The organism is Congregibacter sp. (assembly GCF_965662665.1).
In the GTDB taxonomy this organism is placed as follows: Bacteria; Pseudomonadota; Gammaproteobacteria; order Pseudomonadales; family Halieaceae; genus Congregibacter.
Window position 1 is genome coordinate 1 of the sequence record NZ_CBFIIF010000029.1, and the last position, 25,445, is coordinate 25,445.

The 25,445-nt window shown below is 57.9% G+C and carries 26 protein-coding genes; 12 read left to right on the forward strand and 14 right to left on the reverse strand.

Annotated elements, in window-relative coordinates; translation table 11 throughout:
* The 7 genes from ACTG39_RS11200 to trpC all read left to right on the forward strand — a co-directional run.
* On the forward strand, window positions 1–526 hold a 526-nt coding region (locus ACTG39_RS11200), incomplete at its 5' end, for an aminoglycoside phosphotransferase family protein (RefSeq protein ID WP_439107650.1).
* Window positions 513–1,211 (forward strand): N-acetylmuramate alpha-1-phosphate uridylyltransferase MurU, encoded by a 699-nt coding sequence (gene murU / locus ACTG39_RS11205; protein WP_439107651.1) that lies wholly within the window; start codon window positions 513–515, stop codon window positions 1,209–1,211. The genes ACTG39_RS11200 and murU, both read left to right, overlap by 14 nt.
* Before the next feature lie 65 nt (window positions 1,212–1,276).
* Window positions 1,277–1,945 (forward strand): ribulose-phosphate 3-epimerase, encoded by a 669-nt coding sequence (rpe, locus tag ACTG39_RS11210; protein ID WP_439107652.1) that lies wholly within the window; start codon window positions 1,277–1,279, stop codon window positions 1,943–1,945.
* Between the two features lie 235 nt (window positions 1,946–2,180).
* Window positions 2,181–3,674 (forward strand): anthranilate synthase component I, encoded by a 1,494-nt coding sequence (gene trpE / locus ACTG39_RS11215; RefSeq protein WP_439107653.1) that lies wholly within the window; start codon window positions 2,181–2,183, stop codon window positions 3,672–3,674.
* A complete protein-coding gene (locus ACTG39_RS11220) occupies window positions 3,668–4,285 on the forward strand; it encodes an anthranilate synthase component II (protein ID WP_439107654.1) in 618 nt (205 codons plus the stop codon). Before trpE ends, ACTG39_RS11220 begins: the two co-directional genes overlap by 7 nt.
* A gap of 14 nt (window positions 4,286–4,299) precedes the next feature.
* Window positions 4,300–5,358 (forward strand): anthranilate phosphoribosyltransferase, encoded by a 1,059-nt coding sequence (gene trpD / locus ACTG39_RS11225; RefSeq protein WP_439107655.1) that lies wholly within the window; start codon window positions 4,300–4,302, stop codon window positions 5,356–5,358.
* Window positions 5,355–6,158, forward strand: a complete 804-nt coding sequence (gene trpC / locus ACTG39_RS11230) for an indole-3-glycerol phosphate synthase TrpC (protein WP_439107656.1) — start codon at window positions 5,355–5,357, stop codon at window positions 6,156–6,158. Before trpD ends, trpC begins: the two co-directional genes overlap by 4 nt.
* A gap of 17 nt (window positions 6,159–6,175) precedes the next feature.
* Here the strand turns inward: trpC and crp are convergent, their stop codons facing one another.
* On the reverse strand, window positions 6,176–6,820 hold the full coding sequence (gene crp, locus ACTG39_RS11235) for a cAMP-activated global transcriptional regulator CRP (protein ID WP_439107657.1): 645 nt from the start codon (window positions 6,818–6,820) through the stop codon (window positions 6,176–6,178).
* Between the two features lie 133 nt (window positions 6,821–6,953).
* Here crp and ACTG39_RS11240 point away from each other — a divergent pair, with 133 nt between their 5' ends.
* Window positions 6,954–7,382 carry an OsmC family protein gene (locus ACTG39_RS11240; RefSeq protein ID WP_439107658.1) on the forward strand — a complete coding sequence of 143 codons (429 nt, stop codon included), beginning with the start codon at window positions 6,954–6,956 and terminating at the stop codon, window positions 7,380–7,382.
* A 44-nt stretch (window positions 7,383–7,426) separates the two neighbouring features.
* On the opposite strand, the gene coq7 is transcribed toward ACTG39_RS11240, so the two are convergent.
* From coq7 to ACTG39_RS11290, 10 genes are all read right to left on the reverse strand, one after another.
* Window positions 7,427–8,068 carry a 2-polyprenyl-3-methyl-6-methoxy-1,4-benzoquinone monooxygenase gene (coq7, locus tag ACTG39_RS11245; RefSeq protein WP_439107659.1) on the reverse strand — a complete coding sequence of 214 codons (642 nt, stop codon included), beginning with the start codon at window positions 8,066–8,068 and terminating at the stop codon, window positions 7,427–7,429.
* A gap of 53 nt (window positions 8,069–8,121) precedes the next feature.
* On the reverse strand, window positions 8,122–9,423 hold the full coding sequence (purD, locus tag ACTG39_RS11250; protein ID WP_439107660.1) for a phosphoribosylamine--glycine ligase: 1,302 nt from the start codon (window positions 9,421–9,423) through the stop codon (window positions 8,122–8,124).
* A 62-nt stretch (window positions 9,424–9,485) separates the two neighbouring features.
* On the reverse strand, window positions 9,486–11,087 hold the full coding sequence (gene purH, locus ACTG39_RS11255; protein ID WP_439107661.1) for a bifunctional phosphoribosylaminoimidazolecarboxamide formyltransferase/IMP cyclohydrolase: 1,602 nt from the start codon (window positions 11,085–11,087) through the stop codon (window positions 9,486–9,488).
* Window positions 11,084–11,413 carry a DNA-binding transcriptional regulator Fis gene (gene fis, locus ACTG39_RS11260; RefSeq protein WP_439107662.1) on the reverse strand — a complete coding sequence of 110 codons (330 nt, stop codon included), beginning with the start codon at window positions 11,411–11,413 and terminating at the stop codon, window positions 11,084–11,086. Before fis ends, purH begins: the two co-directional genes overlap by 4 nt.
* Entirely contained in the window at window positions 11,410–12,393 is a 984-nt protein-coding gene (gene dusB, locus ACTG39_RS11265; RefSeq protein WP_439107686.1) for a tRNA dihydrouridine synthase DusB, read from the reverse strand. Before dusB ends, fis begins: the two co-directional genes overlap by 4 nt.
* A gap of 116 nt (window positions 12,394–12,509) precedes the next feature.
* Window positions 12,510–13,394, reverse strand: coding sequence for a 50S ribosomal protein L11 methyltransferase (gene prmA, locus ACTG39_RS11270; protein WP_439107663.1), 885 nt, complete (start codon window positions 13,392–13,394; stop codon window positions 12,510–12,512).
* Window positions 13,395–13,404: 10 nt separating this feature from the next.
* Entirely contained in the window at window positions 13,405–14,748 is a 1,344-nt protein-coding gene (gene accC / locus ACTG39_RS11275; RefSeq protein WP_439107664.1) for an acetyl-CoA carboxylase biotin carboxylase subunit, read from the reverse strand.
* A gap of 19 nt (window positions 14,749–14,767) precedes the next feature.
* Window positions 14,768–15,244, reverse strand: a complete 477-nt coding sequence (gene accB, locus ACTG39_RS11280) for an acetyl-CoA carboxylase biotin carboxyl carrier protein (protein WP_439107665.1) — start codon at window positions 15,242–15,244, stop codon at window positions 14,768–14,770.
* A gap of 3 nt (window positions 15,245–15,247) precedes the next feature.
* A complete protein-coding gene (gene aroQ / locus ACTG39_RS11285; RefSeq protein ID WP_439107666.1) occupies window positions 15,248–15,712 on the reverse strand; it encodes a type II 3-dehydroquinate dehydratase in 465 nt (154 codons plus the stop codon).
* 120 nt (window positions 15,713–15,832) lie between these two features.
* Window positions 15,833–17,632, reverse strand: coding sequence for a protein-disulfide reductase DsbD family protein (locus tag ACTG39_RS11290; protein ID WP_439107667.1), 1,800 nt, complete (start codon window positions 17,630–17,632; stop codon window positions 15,833–15,835).
* A 247-nt stretch (window positions 17,633–17,879) separates the two neighbouring features.
* Here ACTG39_RS11290 and ACTG39_RS11295 point away from each other — a divergent pair, with 247 nt between their 5' ends.
* Together ACTG39_RS11295 and ACTG39_RS11300 are read left to right on the forward strand one after the other, a co-directional pair.
* Window positions 17,880–18,332: a copper chaperone PCu(A)C gene (locus ACTG39_RS11295; protein WP_439107668.1), complete on the forward strand. Its 453-nt coding sequence runs from the start codon at window positions 17,880–17,882 to the stop codon at window positions 18,330–18,332.
* Between the two features lie 18 nt (window positions 18,333–18,350).
* Entirely contained in the window at window positions 18,351–19,454 is a 1,104-nt protein-coding gene (locus ACTG39_RS11300; RefSeq protein ID WP_439107669.1) for a DUF2333 family protein, read from the forward strand.
* Window positions 19,455–19,470: 16 nt separating this feature from the next.
* Here the strand turns inward: ACTG39_RS11300 and ACTG39_RS11305 are convergent, their stop codons facing one another.
* Window positions 19,471–19,815 carry a pentapeptide repeat-containing protein gene (locus ACTG39_RS11305; protein ID WP_439107670.1) on the reverse strand — a complete coding sequence of 115 codons (345 nt, stop codon included), beginning with the start codon at window positions 19,813–19,815 and terminating at the stop codon, window positions 19,471–19,473.
* 70 nt (window positions 19,816–19,885) lie between these two features.
* Window positions 19,886–20,887, reverse strand: a complete 1,002-nt coding sequence (locus ACTG39_RS11310; protein ID WP_439107671.1) for an adenosine kinase — start codon at window positions 20,885–20,887, stop codon at window positions 19,886–19,888.
* 169 nt (window positions 20,888–21,056) lie between these two features.
* Here ACTG39_RS11310 and mrcB point away from each other — a divergent pair, with 169 nt between their 5' ends.
* Together mrcB and ACTG39_RS11320 are read left to right on the forward strand one after the other, a co-directional pair.
* The gene (mrcB, locus tag ACTG39_RS11315) at window positions 21,057–23,309 is read left to right on the forward strand and encodes a penicillin-binding protein 1B (RefSeq protein WP_439107672.1); all 2,253 of its coding nucleotides are present in this window, start codon (window positions 21,057–21,059) and stop codon (window positions 23,307–23,309) included.
* A complete protein-coding gene (locus ACTG39_RS11320) occupies window positions 23,309–23,731 on the forward strand; it encodes a tetratricopeptide repeat protein (protein WP_439107673.1) in 423 nt (140 codons plus the stop codon). The genes mrcB and ACTG39_RS11320 overlap by 1 nt, the downstream gene beginning before the upstream one ends.
* Before the next feature lie 60 nt (window positions 23,732–23,791).
* On the opposite strand, the gene ACTG39_RS11325 is transcribed toward ACTG39_RS11320, so the two are convergent.
* Window positions 23,792–25,276: an ATP-binding cassette domain-containing protein gene (locus tag ACTG39_RS11325; RefSeq protein ID WP_439107674.1), complete on the reverse strand. Its 1,485-nt coding sequence runs from the start codon at window positions 25,274–25,276 to the stop codon at window positions 23,792–23,794.
* Between the last annotated feature and the right edge of the window lie 169 nt (window positions 25,277–25,445).

Genomic DNA, 25,445 nt, shown 5'->3' on the forward strand with positions numbered 1-25,445 from the left:
ATTTACGACGCTGCAAACACTGCTCTGCGATCGGGCGCTGGCTCAGGCTCAAGTGGTAGTGCATCGGGATTTTCATGCCCGAAACCTAATGCTACTGGACGATGGGGCTCTCGCGACCATTGATTTTCAGGACGCTGTGCTGGGCCCGCTCACCTACGACCCCGTGTCGCTGCTCAAAGACTGCTATCTGCGCTGGCCAGACGCTCAGGTTCGGGACTGGGCACTCAGGCATCGAGAGCGTCTGCACGCACGAGGGATTGCCGTCCCAGCAGCAGATGACTTTGTGATGGACTTTGATTTCATGGGTTTGCAGCGGCATATCAAGGTGCTGGGAATTTTTGCGAGGCTTTACCTGCGTGATGGCAAGCCGGCCTATCTCGGTGATCTTTGCCGAGTGATGGGCTACGTGCAATCGGCGCTGGCGACTTACCCTCATATCCCTGCGTTGGCAGACTTTGCCGCTTGGTTTGATCAACATGTCGTGCCTGCTGCCCGCCAACAAGCGTGGTTCCATGAGTCTGAGTAGCGCACCCTCGGCTAGCGCGGTCACCACGGCCATGCTTTTGGCTGCGGGTAAGGGCGAGCGCATGCGGCCCCTGACGCTCGAAAAACCCAAACCCTTGCTCCCGGTCGCGGGCAAGCCGTTGATCGAATATCACATCGAGGCGCTCGTAAGAGCAGGCATCCGAGATATCGTTATCAATGTCTCATGGCTTGGCGAGCAGATCGAGGCGGACTGCGGCGACGGCACTCGCTGGGGCTGCACGATTCAGTACAGCCGCGAAGAAGAGCCTCTGGAGACTGCAGGGGGCATCATTCAGGCCTTGCCTCTCCTCGGCGATGAGCCCTTTTTGCTGGTTAATGCAGATATCTGGACCGATTTTGCCTTTGATGACTTGCTCAGCGTTGTCTTGCCCTCGGCTGCTGCGCATCTGGTGTTTGTCGATAACCCAGTGCACAACAGGGCTGGCGACTTTAGTTTGGATCGTGGTCAGGTGCAGCTGGATTCAGAAGATACGCTCACCTATGCCGGCATAGGTCTGTATGATTCGCGTTTCTTTGACGGTTACGGCAGGGGTAAGCGGCCATTGCTTCCTTTACTGATGCAGGCAATAGAAGAGAAACGTCTATTTGCGCAGCATTTTACCGGTCGCTGGACTGATGTAGGAACACCCGAGCGGCTCCAGGCCCTGGAGTGTGAACTGACTTAGCCAGGGCCGTCAGGCGCGCCCGGATAACAACCGAGACAAACAGAACAGGACCAACAGGACAAAGCATGAGTGACTATCTGATTGCCCCATCGATACTTTCCGCTGACTTCGCGCGCCTCGGCGAGGAGGTCGACAATGTACTGGCTGCAGGGGCCGACGTTGTGCACTTCGACGTCATGGACAATCACTACGTCCCCAATCTCACCATCGGTCCCATGGTCTGCAAGGCCCTGCGCAAGCATGGTGTTACGGCGCCCATCGATGTGCATCTCATGGTGTCTCCTGTGGATCAGCTCATCGGTGACTTTGCCGAGGCCGGGGCGAGCTATATTACGTTTCATCCGGATGCCTCGACTCATGTCGATCGCTCCCTGCAGATGATTCGCGACGCGGGCTGTAAGGCGGGTCTTGTGTTGAATCCGCATGTGGGGATGGATGATCTGACCTACGTCATGGATAAGCTGGACATGATCCTGCTCATGTCTGTGAACCCGGGTTTTGGCGGCCAGTCTTTTATCCCGTCGACCCTGACCAAACTGCGAGAAGCCCGAGCGCTTATTGATGCGTCCGGGCTGGATATTCGTCTGGAAGTGGATGGTGGCGTGACGCCGGCAAATATTGCGGAGATCGCAGCTGCGGGTGCGGATACCTTTGTGGCGGGATCAGCCATCTTTGGTAAACCCGATTACGCAGCGGTCATTGACGAGATGCGCGCTGCGTTGGCTGGCGTTTAGCCCCCTCGGAGCACTTGCCAAGTGCCTTGCCGTGGCTACAATGGACACATGATTACTGGAACTCAATTTATTCGACTTGGCGTGGCTCTGGCGCACTTGGCAAAGGGCCCAGTCATGCGAGAGACGACCATGCGGGAGACGACGCGCTGGCGATGGTGAATTCCCGGGCTTTTTCTGGCCCTCACTTATCTGCGTGATGTCGCACAACCCGTAACTCGCTTTCCAGGACCACCCCATGACAACTGATGATTTTGCCGCACTGGCCGCCCAGGGCTTCAACCGCGTGCCCGTGCACCGAGAAGTCCTCGCTGACTTTGACACTCCCCTCTCTACCTACCGCAAGCTTGCCGAAGGCCCGTACTCTTATCTGTTCGAATCTGTGGAGGGCGGCGAAAAGTGGGGTCGATACTCGATCATTGGCCTTCCCTGTCGCGAGCTGATCAAGGTGTTCGGCCATCGCGTCGAAAGCTGGGTCGACGGCGAATGTATCGGGACGGAGGAAGTGGCTGATCCTTTGGACTTTGTCGAGGCTTACCAGCAGTGGTTTAAAAGCCCTGATCAGGATGCGCTGCCGGTGTTTCATGGTGGCCTCGTGGGCTACTTTGCTTACGACACGGTGCGCTATGTAGAACCACGCTTGGCGGATAGCTGCCCCGAAGATCAACTCCACACCCCCGACATTTTGCTCATGCTGTCTGAAGAGGTTCTGGTCTTTGACAACCTGGCAGGCACTTTGCGCGTTGTCGTAAACGTCGACCCCGCTGTAGACGGTGCACTTGAGATGGCGAATGCCCGCCTGGATACCTTGGTGGCCTCGCTGGATGCGCCGCTGGCACCACTGCCGCGGGTGTCTCTTGCCGGAGCAGATGGCAGTGCTCACGAAGCCAAAGCGCAATACAGCCTGAGTCAGGGTGAATACGAGGCTGCAGTTGAGAAAGTCAAAGAGTATGTTTTGGCGGGAGATGCGATGCAGGTTGTGCCGTCTCAGCGCATGACAGTGCCCTTTGCCGCGCCGCCTCTTAATCTGTATCGCGCCTTGCGCAACCTCAATCCCTCGCCCTATTTGTATTTTCTCGATCTGGATGAATTTCAGGTGGTGGGATCTTCGCCGGAAATTCTGGTGCGAGCCGAGCAGGGTAAGGTCACGGTACGGCCCATCGCCGGGACGCGCCACCGGGGCAAGACCGCGGCAGAGGATGATGCTCTGGAAGCGGAGCTGTTGGCGGATCCCAAAGAGGTCGCCGAGCACCTGATGCTGATCGATCTCGGGCGCAACGATGTGGGTCGCATTGCCCAGACCGGCACTGTAGATCTCACGGAGAACATGTTGGTCGAGCGCTACTCCCATGTGATGCATATCGTGTCCAATGTCGAAGGCCAGTTGCAGGAGGGTCTCTCGTCCATGGACGCGCTCCGCGCCGCATTGCCTGCGGGTACGCTCAGTGGTGCGCCAAAAATTCGCGCCATGGAAATCATTGATGAGTTGGAGCCGGTCAAACGCGGTATCTATGGCGGCGCCGTCGGCTACCTGTCGTGGGCGGGGGACATGGATACCGCCATCGCGATTCGTACGGCGGTACTCAAGGACGGTGAGCTTCACATACAGGTGGGCGCAGGAGTAGTTGCAGATTCTGTTCCGAGCACCGAGTGGCAGGAAACCTTGAACAAAGCCCGGGCAATTTTGCGCGCCGCCGCCATGGTTGATGCCGGGGAGCAAAGCCCATGCTGATCATGATTGATAATTACGACTCCTTTACCTACAACGTGGTGCAGTATCTGGCGGAGCTCGGTGCTGACGTGCAGGTATTTCGCAATGATGAAATCACTGTGGAAGAAATAGCTGAGCTGGCACCGGAGCGAATTGTGATCTCTCCGGGGCCCTGCACGCCCAATGAAGCCGGTATTTCCATGCAGGCAATCCGCGAGTTCGCGGGCACCTTGCCTGTGCTGGGTATATGCCTGGGCCATCAGAGCCTCGGACAGGTGTACGGTGGTGAGGTAGTGCGCGCGCGGCGGGTTATGCACGGTAAAACATCCGAGATTCACCACGATGGCAGCGGTGTGTTTACCGGGCTGCCTTCGCCGTTTGTTGCCACGCGCTACCACTCCTTGGTTGTGGATAGAGACAGTCTGCCGGGTGACTTTACTGTCACTGCCTGGACCGTTGATGAGTCCGGTGAGGTGGATGAGATTATGGGTTTGCGGCATCGTGACACGGGCGCTGAAGGTGTGCAGTTCCACCCCGAATCAGTGCTTAGTGAGCATGGTCATGCGCTGCTCAAGAACTTTCTGGAGCAGAGCGTACCCCAGAGCAACGCAGCGGGCACCGTAGAGAATTAGCTGAGGAGTAGCTGATGGATATTCAGCAGGCGCTTGCACGCGTCGCAGAGCAAAACGATCTCACCCAGGACGAAATGGCCTCGGTCATGAGTCAGATTATGTCCGGGGATGCGACGGATGCGCAGATTGGTGGCCTGTTGATGGCTTTGCGCATCAAGGGCGAAACCATCGACGAGATAGCCGGAGCCGCGGGGGTAATGCGCGATCTGGCAACGCCGGTGTCCGTGCACGGTGAATACCTGGTTGATCTGGTGGGTACCGGAGGCGATGGCGCAAATTTGTTTAACGTCTCGACCGCATCCTGCTTTGTGGTCGCCGCTGCCGGGGCGCAGGTTGCAAAGCATGGTAATCGCTCGGTCTCCAGCACTAGCGGCAGCTCCGACGTGCTTGAGGCTTTAGGGGTGCCCTTGGATCTTGCTCCAGAACAGGTGGCGCGAGCTATCGAGGACGTAGGTCTGGGCTTTATGTTCGCACCGGCCCACCATAGTGCCATGCGCTACGCTATCGGCCCTCGGCGCGAGCTGGGTTTGCGTACGCTGTTTAATCTCTTGGGGCCCCTGACAAATCCTGCGCAGGTCAAACGCCAGCTGTTGGGCGTGTACGACGCGGCCCTGTGTGAGCCTCTGGCCCACGCCCTCAAGGCCCTGGGTAGCGAGCACGCCATGGTGGTGCACTCAGAAGATGGACTGGACGAAATTTCCATTGCGGCACCCACAAGCGTTGCAGAGCTGCGTGACGGAAAGGTGAAGTGCTACACCATTAGTCCCGACGATTTTGGTTTGGCTGTGTCTGATCTTAGCGGCTTGTCGGTGGATTCGGCGCAGGCTTCGGCGACGCTGATTCGCGCCGCGCTATCCGGTCGATCAAGCACTGACAGCGACACGGATCCCGAAAAGGCCCGACAGATTATTGCGCTGAACGCTGGGGCGACGATTTATGTCGCCGGCATTGCGTCATCCCTTGCCGACGGCATTGCCCTTGCGGAGGATCTTCTTTCTACGGGGCAGGCAGCGGAAAAGCTCAAGGCCTTTGTGGATGTGACGCAGCTGATGCGAGAGGAAAAAGGCGCATGAGCACCTCACTGCCAGACGTCTTGCAGAAAATTCTGGCGCGCAAGGCAGAAGAAATTCAGGAGCGGCAAGCTAAAACATCGCTATCGGATCTTGAGTCGGTGATGGCCGATCAGGGCCCTGCGCGAGGCTTTACTTCTGCGATGCAGCGCCAAGCCAACCGCGGAGCCCCAGCGGTGATCGCCGAAGTCAAAAAGGCATCCCCCAGTAAGGGTGTTATTCGACCTGACTTTGAACCTGCGGTGATTGCGGCGCAGTACCAGCGGGGCGGCGCGACCTGTCTCTCGGTGCTTACCGATGAGGATTTCTTTCAGGGAAGTGACGCCTATCTACAGGCCGCCAGGTCAGCCTGCGAACTTCCGGTGCTCCGTAAGGATTTCACCATTGACCCTTACCAAATTGCTGAGGCGAGGAGCATTGGTGCCGATGCGATTCTATTGATCGTCGCGGCCTTGGATGCGAGCAAGCTTCGCGAGCTGGCAGCCACAGCAGCGCACTACGGTCTGGATGTGTTGGTCGAGGTTCACGACCAGGCCGAGCTTGAGCTCGCGTTGGAGTTGGATTCACCGCTGCTGGGTATCAACAATCGAAACCTGCGCAACTTTGAGACGAGTCTTGATACTTCTTTAGGGCTGCTCCCCAAGATTCCCGACGACAAGCTTGTTATCACCGAAAGCGCCATTCACACGCGCGAAGATGTGCTGAAAATGCGTGGGGCCGGTGTACCAGGGTTTCTCGTGGGCGAGGCGTTTATGCGCGCCGACGATCCGGGCGATGCACTGCGAGAGCTGTTCGCTCCCTAAGGAAGCTGAGTCACCGTTTAGTGACTGGCGTAGACCACGATGGTCTTGCCAGACACGGCTACCAGCCCTTCCTGCTCTAAGGTCTTGAGTACGCGTCCGGCCATCTCCCGAGAACATCCCGCAATCTTGCCCAGCTCCTGACGGGTAATCTTGATTTGCATGCCGTCCGGATGGGTCATGGCATCGGGCTGCTTGGACAGGTCGATGAGCGTGTGGGCAATGCGGCCCGACACATCCACAAAGGCCAGATTTTTCAGCTTGAAGGTGGTTTTACGCAGGCGACTGGACATCTGCGCCGCAATGCCAAACAGAATGTCAGGGAACTGCGCTTTGATTTTGATAAAACGCTCATAGGAGATTTCGGCGATCTTACTCGCTTCGCGGGTAGTGACTTCAGCGCTGCTGGTTTCGTCTTCAGCGCCAAACAATCCCATCTCGCCAAAGAAGTCCCCAAGATTCAAATAGCTGACCACCATTTTATGGTCCTGGTCCTGCTCGTCTTCGACCATGACCGATACGGATCCGTCGAGGATCAGGTAGAGCTTATCGCTTTGCTCTCCCTCACGAATGATTGTCTTTCCTTTTGCGTAGTCATGCGTTTCACAAAAGCGCAGAAAATCTTCGACATTGGGTATGGCGTGTAAGAGCTGGGGGCGAAGCATAAAACTACCCTTCAGTTTCCGGTGCGCAGAGTGTACCTCGGGATCCAGGCCACGCAAATCCCACAGAGGCTTCGGGTTAATGGTGTCTGTGCTACATTCGCGTCCCATCTTTTGAGCTAGAGGAGTTACTGTCGTGGAGACCACCGTTAAATGGATGGATGGAGCGATGTTTGTCGGAGAGTCTGGTTCCGGACACTCCGTTGTCATGGATGGGCCTGAAGATTTGGGAGGCCGCAATCTTGGGCCACGACCCATGGAAATGCTCCTTCTTGGTACGGGAGGCTGTGCCATGTATGACGTCATGAGCATGCTCACGAAATCACGTCAGGCGGTACAGGATTGCCGAGTGGAAATTCAGGCTGAGCGTGCCGATGCGGTTCCCGCGGTTTTCACGAGCATCAACATGCACTTTGTCGTCAGCGGTGCCGGTCTGAAAGACAGTCACGTAAAGCGCGCGGTAGAACTCTCCGCAGAAAAGTACTGCTCGGCATCCATCATGTTAGGCGCAGCAGGGGTTGAGATTACCCACAGCTATGAGGTGGTCGATAGCGAGGCTGCGTAAGTACTTGTCAGGCGCTGTAAAGCCGGCGCTCTAAATACGCTGGTTTAGATGTAGTAGCTGCTACGGGTCATCACCTGTGACAGCGCAGTCATGGCGCTTTTGACCGGCCGCGGAAAGTTTTGCCCGCCCGCCGCGAGTGCGTTTTCACCGTGGCGTTCTTCGTCTTCGAGCATTTGCTGCAGTATCAACCGGGAGCGACGATCGTCTTCGGGTAATTGACGTAGGTGATCCTTGAGATGCGCGCAGACGCGCTCCTCGGTGGCGGCCACAAATCCCAAACTTACCGCATCGCCAACCGCTCCCGCGAGGGCGCCAATGGCAAAGGACAGGCCATACCAGGCCGGATTGAGAACGCTGGGTCGGCTATTGAGTTGTCGCAGTCGCTCCTCGCACCACACCAGGTGATCGACTTCTTCGGCAGCGGCTTCCTGCATCTCTTCGCGTACCGTGGGTAGCTTGGCGGTGAGTGCCTGACCTTGATACAGCGCCTGCGCACAGACTTCGCCGGTATGGTTAACGCGCATGAGCGCCGCGACGTGTTTTTGGCTCTTATCATCCAGATCGGATTCGCTATGCCCCCGGGCGGGCGACGGTCGCCCGGCCGTGTTGCCGCGGCTGCTTAGGGTGCGCATCACCGTATCAGCTTCGCTGATGAGCTTATCAAGAGCTGTCAGGCGTCGGGTCACGGTTTTGTGTTCACAGTCTGGTTGCCATTAGAGGTACCAATACAATTGCCAGTTTAAGCGTTGTCCTGATGATAGCGCTCGATGGCGCGCCAACCAATATCCTTGCGAAGCGTCATGCCTTCCCAACTGACTTTGGCCGCAGCTTCATAACAGCGATCCCTGGCGTCGGCGATGTTGTTTCCAAGAGCGGTGACGCATAAGACCCGACCACCGCTGGTGCGAATGTCGCCGGATTCCGGATCCACAGCAGTGCCCGCATGAAAAACCTTGCAGTCAGCTTGCTGCTCGTCGTCCAGACCGCCGATGGTCAGTCCCTTGGAATAACTGCCGGGATAACCGCCCGCGGCCAGTACTACGCCCATGGAGGGGCGGGTGTCCCAGCGCGCCTCTTGATCGGCGAGGGTGCCGTCGATAGCGGCATCGCACAGACTGTCCAGATCGCTGCGCAAACGCAGCATGATGGGTTGAGTTTCAGGGTCGCCAAAACGGCAGTTGAATTCGATAACCTTGGGCGCGCCGTCTGCGGTGATCATCAGGCCGGCATACAGAAATCCCACATAGCGATGACCCTCGGCCGCCATACCACGCACGGTGGGCATAATGACCTCGTCCATGACCCGCCGATGCACCGCCTCTGTGACCACGGGCGCTGGCGAGTAGGCTCCCATGCCGCCGGTATTGGGGCCGGTGTCGCCCTCGCCAATACGTTTGTGATCCTGGCTGCTCGCCATGGGCAATACGGTCTCGCCGTCGCTGATGACGATAAAGCTGGCTTCTTCGCCTTCTAAAAATTCTTCGATCACCACGCGACAGCCCGCATCGCCAAAGGCATTCCCCGAGAGCATATCGGTCACGGCGGCTTCGGCCTGCTCCAGGGTTTCTGCGACGATGACACCCTTGCCGGCGGCCAAACCGTCTGCCTTAACCACAATGGGAGCGCCTTGCTCTCGAAGGTAGCTAAGCGCTGCATCAAGCTCAGTAAAGGTCGCGTAGGCCGCCGTGGGAATATTCTGACGGGCTAAAAAGTCCTTGCTGAATGCCTTGGAACCTTCCAGCTGTGCGGCGCCAGCGCTGGGACCAAAGCAGCGCAGACCCTGCTCTTCAAAGTAATCCACCACACCTGCAACCAGTGGCACCTCGGGACCGACGACGGTGAGCCTCACCTGCTGTGCTTTGGCAAAGGCACAAAGCGCCGCGAAATCCGCAAGATCAATATCCACGTTCTCAAGCTTGGGCTCGAAGCCGGTGCCGGCGTTGCCAGGTACGACAAACACCTTGGCGACGCGGGACGACTGCGCCAGTTTCCAGGCCAGGGCATGTTCCCGGCCTCCGCTACCCAATACCATGACATTCATCGCGTGTGTGCTCTGCTCTAATGCGTTTTGTGCGAGTTGTTTAACGAGTTGGTCGGTGCTTATTAGTGCCGGAAGTGCCTGACACCGGTAAACACCATGGCCATGTCGTGCTCGTTGGCAGCAGCGATGACTTCTTCGTCCCGCATGGAGCCGCCGGGCTGAATGACAGCGCTGATGCCCGCCGCAGCGGCGTTATCAATGCCATCGCGAAAGGGGAAAAACGCATCGGAGGCCATCACCGATCCGGGAACCTTGAGGCCCGCATGCTCTGCTTTGATGACGGCGATGCGCGCTGAATTTACCCGACTCATTTGACCGGCGCCCACGCCTACCGTTTGCTCGTCGCTGGCATAGACGATGGCATTGGACTTCACATACTTGGCAACCTTCCAGGCAAACAAAAGATCTCGTGCCTGTTCTTCGGTGGGGAGTCGCTTGCTCACCACTTTGAGATCATCGGGATTGATAATCACCTCGTCACGATCCTGTACCAACAGGCCGCCCGCAACGCGCTTGTAATCCAGACCCGACACGGGATCCATGAGCTCGCCGGTGGTGAGTACGCGGACGTTCTTCTTGTCGGCGAGTACTTTGCCGGCGGCATCGCTGATTGATGGCGCAATGATCACTTCGACAAACTGACGCTCAATGATGAGCGCCGCCGTTGCGCGATCGACTTCGCGGTTGAACGCGATGATGCCGCCAAAAGCCGACTCCGGGTCAGTAGCATAGGCGCGTTCGTAGGCACTCAGAGTATCTTCTCCCGTAGCTACGCCACAGGGGTTTGCGTGTTTGACGATGACGCAGGCTGGTTCTGCAAACTGTCTCACGCAATCCAGCGCGGCGTCCGTATCTGCAATATTGTTGTAGGAGAGTGCTTTACCCTGAATCTGCGTCGAGGTGGCTAGCGAGGGACCTTCGACACTGCGTTCCCTGTAAAAGGCGGCGCCCTGGTGGGGGTTTTCGCCGTAGCGCAGGTCCTGCACCTTATGAAACTGCAGATTGAGGGTTCGTCCATGTTCCTGAGGCTCGTCCTCAAGACGTGCGCCCAGGTAATTGGCGATAGCGCCATCGTAGGCCGCCGTGTGTTCAAAGGCCCGTACCGCCAGATCGCGGCGCATAGAGCTAGAAACGCAGCCGGCGTTGTCGCGCATGGCAGCAAGCACCCGGGGGTAATCTTCGGCGCGGGTCACACAGCTGACCCAGGCGTGATTCTTGGCAGCGGCGCGGAGCATGCCAGGGCCGCCAATGTCGATGTTCTCGATGGCGTTCTCGAGGCTGCAGTCGGGATCAGCAACGGTGGCTTCAAAGGGGTAGAGATTGACTACAACCATGTCTATGGCGTCGATACCGTGTTCTGCCATTGCCGCATCGTCTTCGCCGCGACGACCTAAAATGCCGCCGTGTATTTTGGGGTGCAGCGTCTTCACCCGGCCGTCCATCATTTCAGGGAAACCCGTATGCTCGGCGACCTCGGTTACAGCAAGCCCCGCTTCGCTGAGCATGCGATAGGTGCCGCCAGTAGAGAGCAACGCAACGTCCATGGCTGCCAGAGCGCTGGCAAACTCAACGATACCTGTTTTGTCCGAGACGCTGATCAGCGCGCGGCGAACCTGATATTGATTCGCGTCGTTACTGGTGTTGCTGTCATTGCCTGAACTCACAGTGCGGGTCCTCGATTGTCGATGGCGTAGTGTTTAAGTTTTTTGCGGAGCGTGCCGCGATTGAGTCCGAGCATTGCAGATGCGCGGCTCTGGTTTTGACGGGTGTACTCCATCACGGCCTGGAGGAGCGGTGCTTCCACCTCGGAGAGTACGAGGTCATAAAAGTCGGTGCTCATCTCGCCATCCATTTCTTCAAGATAGCGACGGACAAAGAGGTCTACCGCCTCTCTTAGTGAGGCAACGGTGGCTGCCTCACTGGTTTGGGTAAGCTCAAAAAGGGCGCTTTTTACTGCGGCGCTTTCAGCCAAGTCTTCGGCCTTACTCATGCAGCGAGATCCTGTCGGTCAAGGTGATTAAAAAGAGTGTCAAGAAAGCGGATTTGATCCCGGGCCTCGTTAAGGCGGTTGAAGCTTCGCTTCTCGGCGTGAAGTTGGGGGTGCCCATCGAGATACCAGCCGATGTGCTTTCGAGCGATACGCGAGCCGGCAAACTCGCCATAGAAGGCGTGGAGATCTATCAGGTGCTCACGCATCACTGAATATTGTGTGGGGAGATCGGGTGCTGTTGCCGGCCTTCCCGCAACGCTCTCGGCAATCATGCCCGGTAGCCAGGGCGCGCCCTGGGCGGCTCGCCCGATCATCACCCCGGCAGCGCCAGTTTGGGCGAGCACAGCCTTGGCCTCCTGCGCGCTGTTGATATCGCCGTTGGCCAGCACCGGAATGTCGACGCTCTCGACAATGCGCGCCGTCGTGTCGTGTTCAACCTCGCCCTTAAAGGCACAGGCTCGGGTGCGTCCATGAACAGCCAGCAGCGCGATTCCTGCATCTTCAGCGATGCGGGCAATACTGGGGCCGTTACGATGCAGCGGATCGGCTCCGGTACGAATCTTCAGGGTTACCGGGACATCCACCGCATTGACTACTGCACTGAGGATATCAGCCACCAGGGGTTCGTCCGCGAGGAGCGCTGAGCCGGCGGCTTTGCGACACACTTTCTTGGCCGGACAACCCATATTGATATCAATGATCTGCGCGCCGCAGCTCACGTTGTAACGGGCGGCTTCTGCCATGTGTTGGGGATCGTTGCCCACAATCTGCACCGAGCGCGGATTGATCTCTTTGTCGTGACTGAGCCGCTGCTGACTTTTTCTCGAATCCCGGAGGCGCGGATCACTGTGCACCATCTCACCCACCAGCAGACCCGCACCAAAGCGTGCACAGAGCCGCCTGAATGGCAGGTCTGTTACGCCTGCCATAGGCGCCAGAGCCACGGCATTGGCAGTCGTATGGGGGCCGATAGTGAGCATGGAGGGGATGTCTGCGGGTCCGTTTTTGGGCTGTCTCAAAGGACGCGCAATCTTACGTGAGCGGGGCGCTGCAAAAAAGGCTTTGAGCGCAAAAAGTGATCATTTTTTGATCAAGGTTAGGCGAGGGTACCTCCAAGGCAAACCCACTCCGCTTGCTGCTGCAGCACTAACAAGCTCAGTCGGGGAGCATAGTGCTCGATGAGGGCCTCTACCTGGGTGTCCAGTAATCCGGCAAGCACCAGTTGTCCACCGGGCGCCAGAAAGTCGCAGAGCTCCTCTGACAGCGCGGCCAGCGGGCCGGCCAGAATGTTTGCCAGCACCAAATCGCTCGAGCCGCGCCAGTCCTGACTCGCGAAATTGCCCGGAAGTTTGATGTCCAGTTTGTCTGTGTCGATGCCATTACGCGCGGCGTTGTCGGCTGTGGCGATAAGGGCCTGAGGATCGTTATCGACGGCTAAAAGCTCGGTAGCGCCCAGCCGCAATGCGGCGATACCCAGAATGCCCGAGCCGCAGCCGAAGTCCACCACGCGCTTGCCATCAAGAGACATGCCATCCAGGGCGGTAAGACACATGGCGGTAGTAGGGTGAGTGCCCGTGCCAAAAGCCAGCCCGGGGTCGAGCAATAGATTAACTGCGTCGGGTTCAGGAGGTTCTTTCCAGCTCGGGCATATCCACACCCGGTTCCCAAAGCGCATGGGTTCGTAGTGCTGCATCCACTCTCGTTCCCAGTCTTTATCTTCGAGAATCTCAACGCGTGCTGTTGACCTTGCATCGAGCTTAGTCATCGCGCCAAGTACCGCATCCATATCCGTGTCGGCCGCAAACAGACCGGTGATACGGATTGCTTTCCAGAGGGGTGTGGCGCCGACGGCGGGCTCAAGGAGAGGTTCGTCTTCCCGATCTTCCAAGGTAACCGAAAGCGCGCCAGCCTGAAGCAGCGCGCACTCTAAGGACTCAGCGTTGTCTTTGCCGCAGTCTATTCGCAGCTGCAGCCAGCTCATACGCTACTCGTCAGCCGTCTTCGAGCTTGCTTTCGAGGTAGTGAATGCTCACGCCACCGGTCATAAATGATGCATCGCGCACCAGCTCCCTATGGAGTTGGGTGTTCGTGCTGATGCCCTCGATAACGAGCTCGTCCAGCGCCTGGCGCATGCGAGCCATGGCCTGGTCACGGTCTTCGCCGTAGCTGATGACCTTGGCGATCAGCGAGTCGTAAAAGGGCGGTACGGTGTAGCCATCGTAAATATGCGAGTCCACGCGGACGCCCGGTCCACCTGGCGCGTGAAAGGTGGAAATGCGTCCTGGGGAAGGCATAAAGGTCTGCGGGTCTTCCGCATTGATACGACACTCCAGCGCGTGCCCGGTAAATCTCACTTGGTCTTGGGACACTGACAAAGGCAGGTCGGCGGCAACGCGGAGCTGCTCTCGCACGATATCCACGCCGGTAATGAGTTCACTGACCGGGTGCTCTACCTGTACGCGGGTGTTCATTTCGATGAAATAGAAGCCACCGTCTTCGTAGAGAAACTCGAAGGTGCCCGCACCGCGATAGCCAATTTCGTTGCAGGCCTTTACGCAGGCTGCCGCACATGCTTCCCGGGCGACGGGATCAATCCCGGGGGCAGGTGCTTCTTCGATGACTTTTTGGTGGCGTCGCTGGAGCGAGCAGTCACGGTCACCCAGGTGAATGGTGTTTCCTTTTCCGTCAGAAATAACCTGTATCTCTACGTGACGAGGGCGCTGGAGGTACTTCTCCATGTACACCACGTCTGAACCGAAGGCCGCCAGAGCCTCGCTCTTGGTGATCTGTACCGAGTTCACCAGCGCGGCCTCGTTGTGCACAACGCGCATACCGCGACCGCCACCCCCGGCCGCAGCCTTAATGATGACGGGGTAGCCAACCTGCCGGCCGATCTCGATCATCTCGTCGGGGTCGTCTGGTAATGGCCCATCAGACCCAGGCACCGTCGGCACATTCGACGCTTTCATGGCGTCTTTAGCGGACACCTTGTCACCCATGAGCCGGATGGTCTCTGAGCGTGGCCCAATAAAAATAAAACCGGATTGCTCTACCTGCTCGGCAAAATCGGCATTCTCTGCAAGGAAGCCGTAGCCCGGGTGGATAGCATCAGCATTGCTCACTTCGGCGGCAGAGATGATGGCGGGGGCGTGGAGGTAGCTTTGCGCAGCGCCCGCCGGACCGATGCAGATGGCCTCGTCGGCGAGCCGCACGTGCATCAGGTCGGCATCGGCTTTGGAATAAACCGCGACCGTTTGTATCCCCAGCGCTTTGCAGGCCCGAAGGATGCGCAGCGCAATTTCGCCGCGGTTAGCGATAAGCACTTTTTCCAACATGGTGTGTTTACCCGCCCGTTTAAACGATTGAGAACAGTGGTTGATCGAACTCCACCGGTTCACCGCTGTTAGCCAGCACGGCCTCTATGGTGCCGGAGACTTCCGCTTCGATCTGATTCATCATCTTCATGGCTTCGACAATACACAGCACATCGCCAGCCTGCACGGTCTTACCGACCTCCACAAAAGCGGGAGATGAAGGCGAGGGGGAGCGATAGAAAGTCCCTACCATCGGCGACTTCACGATAGTTCCATCAGACGTTGGTGCGCTCTCGGCCGCTTCTGCTGGCGCTGCAGCGGGAGCCGCTGGCTGCGGAGCAATAGGAGCCGCTGCAACGGGCGCGGGAGGCGGATAACTGTAGTTTGGCGCTGGAGCGGGCGCGCCGCTGATGCCGCGACTAATGCGCACGGACTCTTCGCCTTCCTTGATTTCTATTTCGCCAATGCCGGATTCCTCCAGCAGTTCGATCAGTTTTTTAACTTTGCGAATATCCATGAGTTAGTCTCTGGCAGATTGCGGGGAAGTGGTGTTCAGGTGTTGTAAAGCAAACTGAAGCGCGGCTTCGTAGCCAAGGGGGCCCAAACCGCAGATCACGCCAAGGGCGAGATCTGAAAAATAGGAGTGATGCCTGAAGGGCTCGCGGGCATGCACATTGGAAAGATGCACTTCGACAAAAGGTAACTGTGTTGCAGTCAGGGCATCACGTAAGGCGACGCTGGTGTGCGTGAACGCCGCGGGATTTATGATGATGAATTCGGTGCCCGCGGTCCGTGCTGCCTGCACGGTATCGATAAGCTCGGCTTCGGCATTACTTTGCACCGCATCGAGCGTGCAGGAAGCGGCTTCGGCGAGCGAGTGCAAGCGCTGATCGATGCTTTGCAGCGTGTCAGAACCATAGATTCCGGGCTCGCGCTCACCAAGCAGGTTCAGGTTAGGGCCGTGCAGGACTAAAACTCGAGCCATCAGGTACTCAAACGGTATTAATTGAGCGAATTGTCACCTAATTGGAGGGTTTTGTCTATAAAGCAGGCGGTTTGTCGACGTTGTAAGCACTTTTGCCGAAATTAGGCGCCTATTCGCGTTTTACAGTGCGCTGGCCGTGGCCATGGATGGACGAGCAACCCCTTCGAGGGCCGTCAGAATTGTTTGGGTGAGCAAGAGTTGAGGCAGAAGCTGAGGTGTCTGTTCTCCGTTGTAGAGCACATACAAGGGTATGCCGCTGCGACCATGGCTGGCCACGAAGTCGGCAATGACCGGATCGTAGTCGGTCCAGTCGGCGATCATGTAGGTCACTCCCGAGTCCCGAAACGCCTGTTGCACGGTCGTGGTCAAAAGCACCGCGCGCTCGTTGGCGAGGCAGGTGATGCACCAGTCGGCGGTGACATCCACAAATACAGGTTTGCCCTCGGCAATGAGCTCATTCAGAACCGCAGGGCTATAGGCTACGGTGCCCGCGGGAAGCGCTGATTGCCCTTGGTCCAGTTGTGCGGGTCGCCAACTCGCAAAAACCACCGCCAGAACCAAGCATGCTACGGCCGAGCCTTTTGCGATAGCGGAACCTCTCCAGAGCCAAAGCCCCAGCGCTATGAGCAATGCGCCCAGGAGTGTCGCTGCCATAACGTCGACGCTGGTTTGCCGCCCAGCGACCCAGAATAGCCATAGCGCCGTGGCATAGAGTGGGAATGCCAAAGCCTGCTTGAGCCTCTCCATCCAGGCTCCCGGGCGTGGCAAGAGGCGTCGCGCAGTTTCGCTGTAGGAGAGCAATAACATGGGCGCGGCCATGCCCGCTCCCAGTGCCGCAAACACGCTCAGACCCTGCAAGGGAGGCTGCACCAGCGCGTAGCCCAGTGCGGTGCCCATAAAGGGCGCGGTGCAGGGACTTGCCACCACCACGGCGAGCACACCGGTAAAAAAGCTGCCGCTTGCGCCACCACTCTCGGCCAGGTCACTGCCCAGATTCATAAAACGGTTGCCCAGTTCCACAAGACCGCTCAGCGCGAGTCCCATCACCACAAACAGATAGGCGAGGCCAATGACAAAGCCCGGTGATTGCAGCTGAAAGCCCCAGCCAATAGCCTGTCCGGCGCCCCGCAGGCTAAGGAGAATGCCGGCGACCAACACAAAGCTGAGCACAACACCTGCGCTGTACAGCCAGCCATGGTGCTTGCGCTGCTCTGGAGACGCTGACGCAAAGCCGAGTACTTTGAGAGAAAGGATGGGCAGTACGCAGGGCATGAGGTTAAGAATGAGGCCGCCGGCGAAGGCCAGTAACATCATGAACAGCAGGCCTTGGGCCGCAGCCGGCGAGTTTGAGGTCGAAGCAGGTATCTGTGAACTTGCCTGAGCACGTCGGGGTGCGGCAGCGACCTCCTGTACTTCGCCGCTGTCGCTGATGGAAAAATTCTGAGTGCGTGGTGGGTAGCACAGACCTGCATCGGCACAGCCCTGGGAGGTCACGATCAGTTGTCCACCCGCCACGGCGCCCGGGGCGACAATCTCCATATCTACGCTGTCGTAGTAAACCTGAACAAGCCCGAAGAATTCGTCTTCACGCTCGATAGCGGGGGGGAATTCAGGATCAATAATGTTGGTGCCGCCGTCACTGGCAATTTCGAACTTAAAAGCATGTTGGTAAAGGTAGTAACCGGGAGGCATCTGCCAGACCAATCTCAGCCTGTTATCGCCGGTAGCCTCCACAGCGAGGGGATAAGCTTCTTCTACCGGCAGAAACTCCGGCTGGGTGAACTGATTCTCTAAGCTTGGGTCTGCCGATGCGCCGAGGCCTTGGCCAAGGTTGACGCTGGAGCTGTTCGTTAGCGACGTTGACTGCGCGCCGACCGTAGCTGCTGTTAGCAGCGAGCCGAGCACCACAAAAATGCTCAAAACGTTCCGCCATCGTCGGGAGAACGCTGGTGCATCACTTAATGTCAAAATCTGGACCATGAACAAAACCTTAGGCATTGCTGTCTATTCTACCGTGTCAGCGACGCGCGGACGCATTGACGGCTCTTTTCAGCGCGGGAACGCATGTTGTTAAAACGTATCTTGCTAAACTACGCAGCACTCGGACAGAGTTTTGGCACAGTCCACACACAGCCGAGTGTTTACTCCCTTGAGGAAGATTTGGTTCATGATTGACGTGAGAGTTCCGCTCTTTGTGCTTTTTTTCATTTTTGGCATCCCCGCTCTCGCAGAGCTGCCGCAGCTTTCCGATGCCTGGATTCGGGCTATGCCCCCGGGGCAGAAGATGACCGCAGCTTACCTGAGAGTTCACAATTTGGGTGATTCGCCGTTGTCGATTCTCGACGTTAGCTCGACGGTGGGCATGGCAAGCCTGCATGAGACTCGATTAGAGGGTGGACGCTCGACCATGCAGGCGGTTGATAGTCTTAGCGTGGAGGCGGGCAGCTCTGTGACCATGGCTCCGGGCGGATTACACATTATGCTCATGGGGCTCAAGAGTACGCCCGCTGAGGGTGATATTGTGCCCATCTGCGTGCGGACGTCCGAGGGCGATGTCTGCACCGATGCGCCGGTAAGGCGAGCCGCGCCGGATGTTCCAAACAATCACGACCACCACTAAGGAAGCGGAACGCACACAATGACTGACGATACCAAGGCAGGCTCCGACACTGTCGATACCCGTGAAGCCAAATTGGGCTGGGGTCGGCGTGTGCGCAATTTTGCGGACGACTATCTGCCTCAGGGTCGATGGACGTCTATAACGCTGGCATTTTTAGCCGTTTATGCCGTGATCGTCCTGGTGCTTGGAATGTACTGGAGCATGACGCCCGGGGCATTTGATGTTGTAGACCGAGCTCGCGCCTACACCAGCGGTGTGACTGCTGCAGACAATACGGCTCAACCGGTAACAGGCGTTGTGACGGCCTCAGCACTGCTGGGCGTCGTGGACACCATGCTGTCAAAGCCCGGCGGCTATCTGCGCAATGACCGTTTTCCGCCCGGGGTGTATCTGGACAATATCCCCAATTGGGAATACGGCGTGCTTATTCAATCGCGGGATTTGGTGCGAGCCATGCGCGAGTTCTTTTCGCGCTCGCAGTCGCAGTCCAAAGAGGATGCCGACCTTTCCCGCGCAGAGCCACTTCTGAACTTTCAGTCCAATAGCTGGTTATTACCCGCCTCAGAGAATGAGTACCGCAAGGCCATGCGCTTTACAGAAGCTTACCTGGAGCGTCTCACGGATCCCAATGCACAGGACGCGCAGTTCTACGCCCGTGCCGACAATCTTCGAGAGTGGCTCGCCATGGTCAACACGCGCCTGGGCAGCTTGTCACAGCGCTTGTCGGCGAGCGTGTCGGAGCGTCGCGTGAACACCGATTTGGCGGGGGATGGCAACGCGAGTCAGTCCACAGCGGCGCCCAGTGAGTTGGAAGTACGAACACCATGGCATGAAATCGACGACGTCTTTTACGAATCCCGGGGTGCCGCCTGGGCATTGATACATTTTCTCAAGGCGGTAGAGGTGGACTTTGCCGATATTCTTGAGAACAAAAATGCCCAGGTGAGCCTGCGGCAGATCGTTCGGGAACTTGAAGGCACTCAGGGCGTGGTTTGGAGTCCGCTCATTCTGAACGGCTCAGGTTTCGGCCCTTTGGCTAATCACTCGTTGGTGATGGCCTCGTACATCAGCCGCGCAAACGCGGCGATCATCGATCTTCGCGATCTGCTATCGCAGGGCTAGAGGCGCTAAAAGGTTTCTAGTCTTTGCGGTAGCGCAGACGCGTTCCCGTATCCAGCGATAGACGGATTTCCTCGGCGCTGAGTTCCTCAGGGAAGTAAACCCCGGACAGCTTGGCGTCGAGAAGACTGGCACCCTGAATATTGGTGGAACGGAAGTCGATGCCCGATAGGTCGGCATTGCGAAAGTAGGAATTACTGAAATCCAGTCCCACAGCATTCATATTGCGTAAGTCGCGGCCACGATAGTCGCCATTGCGCAGATTGCTGGAGTCCAGCGTGTCACGCTGTTCGTTAAACGCTTTGATGTCTTCCTGCCGCAACAGCTGATAAAGCGGGTCGGTTTTTATGTGCGGCTTGTCCATGATGGCTATGCTTCCTGAATCTGTTCGTGGGCGTATCGGTCGGCGTTGATGAGCCAGAAGATCTGTCGCCTCAGTCCTTGCCGAAGAAACCGTCTCTTAGTGTCCCATACTGTTCCGGCGCAAGGCGAGGGCCCCATTGGGATACTACCGTGCCGGCAGCAAACCCTGCGAAACGACCGGCAGTAGGAAAGTCTTCCCCTTCGGTGATGGCGTAGAGAAAAGCACCGGCAAACATGTCTCCCGCGCCATTGCTGTCCACGGCGTCAACGGCGTGTACCGGTATCTCGTGGAGTTGCTCGCCGTCAAAGCAAAGGGCGCCTTCGCCGCCGCGGGTGATGACAAAGCGTTTTGCGGTGTCTTTCATGGCTTCTACCGCATCCGCAAGCTCCGACATACCTGTCCAGCTCTTGGCTTCGGCTTCATTGGCGAAGGCGAGATCAATACCCGCACCGACCATTTTTCTGAACTGTTCCGGGAAAAATTCGACCATGCCCGGATCTGAAAAGCTTAGGGCGACGGGTACTCCCGCATTCTCGGCAATTTCCCGGGCTCGAATCGCGGCCGCAAGACCGGTTTCGGAGCTCACCTGATAGCCCTCCAGATAAACATACTCTGAGTTGGCGATAGCTTCGGGATCCAGCTGCTCAATGCTCAGTCCTTCGGAGGCGCCGAGGTAGGTGTTCATGCTGCGCTCTGCGTCGGGTGTTACCAGCACCAGGCACTTGCCCGTCGGCTCGTCGGTTCTGGCGGGAGGAGGAAAGCTCACACCAGCGTCGCGCAGGTCCGAAAGATAGATTCGCCCATCCGCATCGTCAGCGACGCGGCAGGTCATAAAGCATTCTCCGCCAAACAGGGCTGTGGCGATGACAGAGTTACCGGCGCTACCACCACTGGCGTGATGTGCTTCTACCAGGTGTCCGTCCAAAGCGCGGAGCAGTGCGCCGCGACGATTGCCGTCAACCAGAGTCATGAGGCCTTTTTCGACACTCAGCTCAGCCAGCAATGCATCGTCCACCCGTATCTCTGTATCCACGAGTGCTGCGCCGAGTCCGTACACCTTGAACTGCTTCATGTTGTTACCTGTCTTAAATAATGCGCGGCATTATGCGCATCTTGTTGGGTGATGTGTAGGGTGCTTCTGCAATCGGCGTTGAAAATCAGTGGACACCTACAGCGTAAATACACCGGAAAAAGCTCCGCTGTGTGGCTGCTGACCCTGCCCCGAAGTACACTGCGCGGCCATGACCAGTTTTTTCTCTTTTTTACGCAAACTTCTGCTTGCTGCTGTCTGTGTGCTGTTTGCAGGGCTTTTTTACCTCAACGCTCTGATAACCGGCACCTTTGAGAGCAAGCGCTATGCGCTGCCCGCGCAGGTCTACGCGCGGCCCCTGGAGCTGTTTGCGGGAGCACGCCTGCCGCAAAATGCTGTGGTGGACGAGCTGCAGCGCCTCGGTTATCGCCGGGTTTCTGCGGTGCGTGATCGCGGTCAGTTTGAAGTCTCTGGCAGTCGCTTGCGGCTACACAGTCGAGGCTTTTCGTTTCCCGATGGACGGGAGCCGGCCCGGGTGGCCACTTTGGAGTTTTCCGCTGCATCGCTTAAGGCGATGACCAGTGCCGGTAACCCCTTGGACATTCTCCGTCTTGAACCTACAACGATGGGCGGGATTTACCCAGCGCATGGTGAAGATCGCATACTGGTGCCACTCAGCGAAGTGCCTGAAACGCTGAGCGGTGGTCTCCTTGCCATCGAGGATCGGAGCTTCTACTCCCACTTTGGCTTCTCCCCCACGGGCATTGCCCGGGCGGCCCTGGGCAATGTGCGCTCGGGGAGGGTTGTTGCGGGCGGAAGCACCATTACTCAGCAATTGGTGAAGAACTATTACCTGAGCTCCGAGCGGACCCTACGGCGAAAAGTGCTTGAGCTCCTGATGGCGATGCTTATCGAGGTGCATTACGAAAAGCCAGAGATTCTTGAAAGTTATCTCAATGAGGTCTACCTCGGCCAGGATGGCCCCCGCGCTATTCACGGTTTTGCCCTGGCCGCGCTGCACTATTTCGATACGCCGCTGGAGGAGCTGGGCTTGCACCAGCAGGCGCTGCTTATCGGCATGATTCGTGGTCCCAGCTTTTACAATCCGACTCGCAACCCACAGCGCGCCCGAGAGCGCCGGGATCTGGTGTTGCAGGTCATGGCTGAACAAGGCGTGATCAATGAAGAGCAGGCCGTGGTCGCCCAGGCGATGCCGCTCTCTGTGGGTGGTGCGCGCCGCCCGGATACCTACCCGGCCTACCTGGATTTAGTGAGACGTCATCTCAAAGAGCAGTACCGCAAGGAAGACTATGCAACGGCGGGGCTGAGAATATTTACGCCCTTTGATCCGCGACTTCAGGCGCAGTTGGAGAGCAGTACCACCCGCATCATGGATGCGCTGAATCCAGCGGGGGATCTTCAGACCGCCAGCGTGGTTACGCGCACGGTCAATGGTGAGGTAGTGGCAATTGTGGGGGGACGCAAGCCCAGGGCTACGGGTTTTAATCGTGCGCTGGATGCCCGGCGCCCGGCGGGTTCTTTGCTCAAGCCCGCCGTCTATCTTGCGGCCCTGGAGCAGTCAGAGTCTTACACGCTTGCGACCCCGCTGGATGATTCCTCCCTGCGTGTTGCCGGTCCCAATGGTGATGTTTGGGCGCCGCGTAACTTTGATCGGGAGTCTCATGGAGACGTGTTGCTCCATCGTGCCCTGGCCAAGTCCTACAATCAGGCCACAGCGCGTTTGGGCATGGATATAGGCCTGCCAGCCGTGGTCGACATGTTGCAGCGTCTGGGTCTCCGTCAGGATGTACCGAAAGTACCGTCCCTGGTTCTCGGCGCTGGGGAGTATTCGCCCCTGATGATGGCGCGGGTTTATCAGACTATCGCGGTAGACGGTACGCGCACGCCTTTGCGCAGTATTCTCTCCATCGTCAATCGCCGCGGCGAGATTCTTCGCAACAACATTACCGAGTACGAGCGCGCCGTGGACCCGCGCGCGGTTCATCTGCTGCACTATGCCTTGCGCGAGGTGGTGCGCGAAGGCACCGGTCGAGGTGTGTACCGCAGTCTTGATGAAGACTTTCACGTCGCTGGTAAGACAGGCACGACCAATGATGGCCGTGATTCATGGTTTGCGGGCTTTTCGGGAGATCTCCTCGCCGTTACGTGGATTGGTAGAGATAACAATGATGCAACGGGTCTGACGGGCTCCAGCGGCGCCCTGCGGGTGTGGGCGGACTTTATGGCGCAGGCTGCCAGCCGGCCTCTTAGCTATCGTATGCCCGGGGGTGTTGAGCTCCATCGCGTCGATGACAGGACCGGCGAACTGACCGGTGAGGGCTGCGACAATGCGCGCCTGCTACCCTTCGTGCTGGGTTCCCAGCCCACGCGCAGCACGGGCTGTACACCCAAGGCGGAGGGTATTCGCGGCTGGTTCGAAAAACTGTTCGGAGGAAATGACTGATGGAGCGTCGAGGTATCTCTATGCGCATGTCGCTGCTTGCAGTGGTTTTGTCGTTCCTTGCTGCCTGCGCTTCGGGCCCTACACCGGTTCCCCCCGAGGCACCCGAAGCCAGCCGGCGTTCCTCCCAGGTACCGACACCCGCAGTGCCTCCGGATTCCAGCGTTGCGCCAGTGCTGAGCCCGGTAGACAGCTTGTTGGATGAGGCTCGAGTGCTCCGAGAAGATGGGGACCTGTCAGCCAGTTTTGCCCGTCTTGAACGCGCGCTGCGTATCGCTCCTCAGCGCGCTGAGGTTTATCTGGAGCTGGCACGCAGCCACGTGGCAGCGGGTAGCCCCGAGCGTGCTTCAGCGAGCGCCACGCGCGGCTTGTTGTATTGCTCCCCGTCTATTTGTGAGGAACTGAGGCGTTTGATAGACCCCTGAGACTGATCGAATTCTGCGAGAGTAGATCGCCCGAGGCGGGCAGTCGTCTGCGCGTCGTGTTTAGCGGTCGCTGACCAGGATCCTCGAGCCGTCCTCCTGAGGCTCAAACTGTAAAACCTGATTGATGCACCGGGGGAGCTCCCCGGCGGTATGACTCACAAACAGCAGCTGGCATTCTCCCTGATCAATGACATGATCAACCGCATCCAGAAGCAGTGTCCGATGACCGGGATCGAGACTCAGGGTCGCCTCATCGAGGAGCAGCACCCCGGGCTCTTTCACCATTGCCCGGGCCAGAAGCACGAGACGCTGGAGGCCAAAACTGAGGGTGTGGAATTCGGTACTTTGCTGTGAGGACAGTCCCAGAGCCGCCAGCCAGCTGCGGGCAGAGCTGCGCTGGAGATCGCTGGGCCGATCGCGAAGCCCAACGCTATCAAAGAAACCCGAGAGCACGACCGCTTCTACCGTGCTGCCGTTAGGCACCGCAAACTGCATGCGGGCATCGACTCTTCCAAAGCGCGCCTTGATCTCCCAGACACTTTCGCCACTGCCACGACGTTGACCAAACAGCGACACGTCCTGACCGTAGGCCTTGTGATTGTCCCCGGTAAGCAGATCCAGAAGCGTACTCTTACCGCAGCCGTTCGGGCCGGCGATGAGACTGTGTTGGTGAGGCTCCATACGCCAGTTGAAGTCTTTAAACACGCATAGATCGCCAAAAGACACCGACACATTTTTGAGCTCTATGGTGGCCTCGTTTCCCAGCGGCTTGCTCAGTTGAGTTTTTCTGGGAGGCACACTAAAGCTCAGGGGAGGCGTTTCCAGCGCGCGCCGCCCCTCGGGGCTGCTCAGTACTTCGTCGGGGGTGCCTGTGCCAACAATACGCCCCCGATCCAGAAGCATCAGTTTGTTGCAGGCACGGGGGATTTCGTCGGGACTTCGGCAGAGCGTTAGAACTGCGGGTGTTTGCGCCATGATGCTGTTAAGTGCCTCGCTAAGTCGGGCCTGAGTCGCCAGGTCCAAGCCGTCCAGAGGGCTATCCAGGATGAGTAGTGCTGGCTTGCTGAAGAGCGCGCTGGCAAGGAGCGCTTTGCGCATTTGTCCTGTGCTGATGTAGCGCAGGCCTCGGGCGAGTATGTCCTGAATGCCCAAAAGCTCAATCAGCGCATCGCGACCTTGTGTCGACCATTCTTCGCTTGGAAGAAGATCACTGACACGCGTGCCAATATCTCTGGCTGAACTTTCGAACTCTGCGCAATCGAGCTTCTGATCTCTCTCGCAGAGGCGCCGTCCGCGCTCGAAACAAACATAGGCGGTGCCTCCTTCGCGAAGAGTTTCGCTGCGATGGTAGGTGCCGGCAAAGCGTGTTTGCTCGCCACAGATTACGGTCGCAAGCGCCGTTTTCCCTGCACCGTTTGCACCCAGAATGGCCCAGTGATCGCCCAGCTCCCAATCCCAGTTGATGCCCTGTAGGACCGGTTTGGCGCGGTAGCTGAGCGCGAGCTGCTGGATGGAAAACAGGGTGTTGTCTTCTAAGGCCGTCACTAATGAATCCCAATGTTATGAGCCGTGAAGTGTAAAGGACTCGACAGCGGCGGGTGTATAGGCGGACTCATATCCGGGAGATAGACCCAACTTTGTGGAGCGTTTTTCGAGGCTGCGCTTGCGACAGTCATGGGTGACTGGCTTAATCGCTCCTCTAATTTTACGCCTT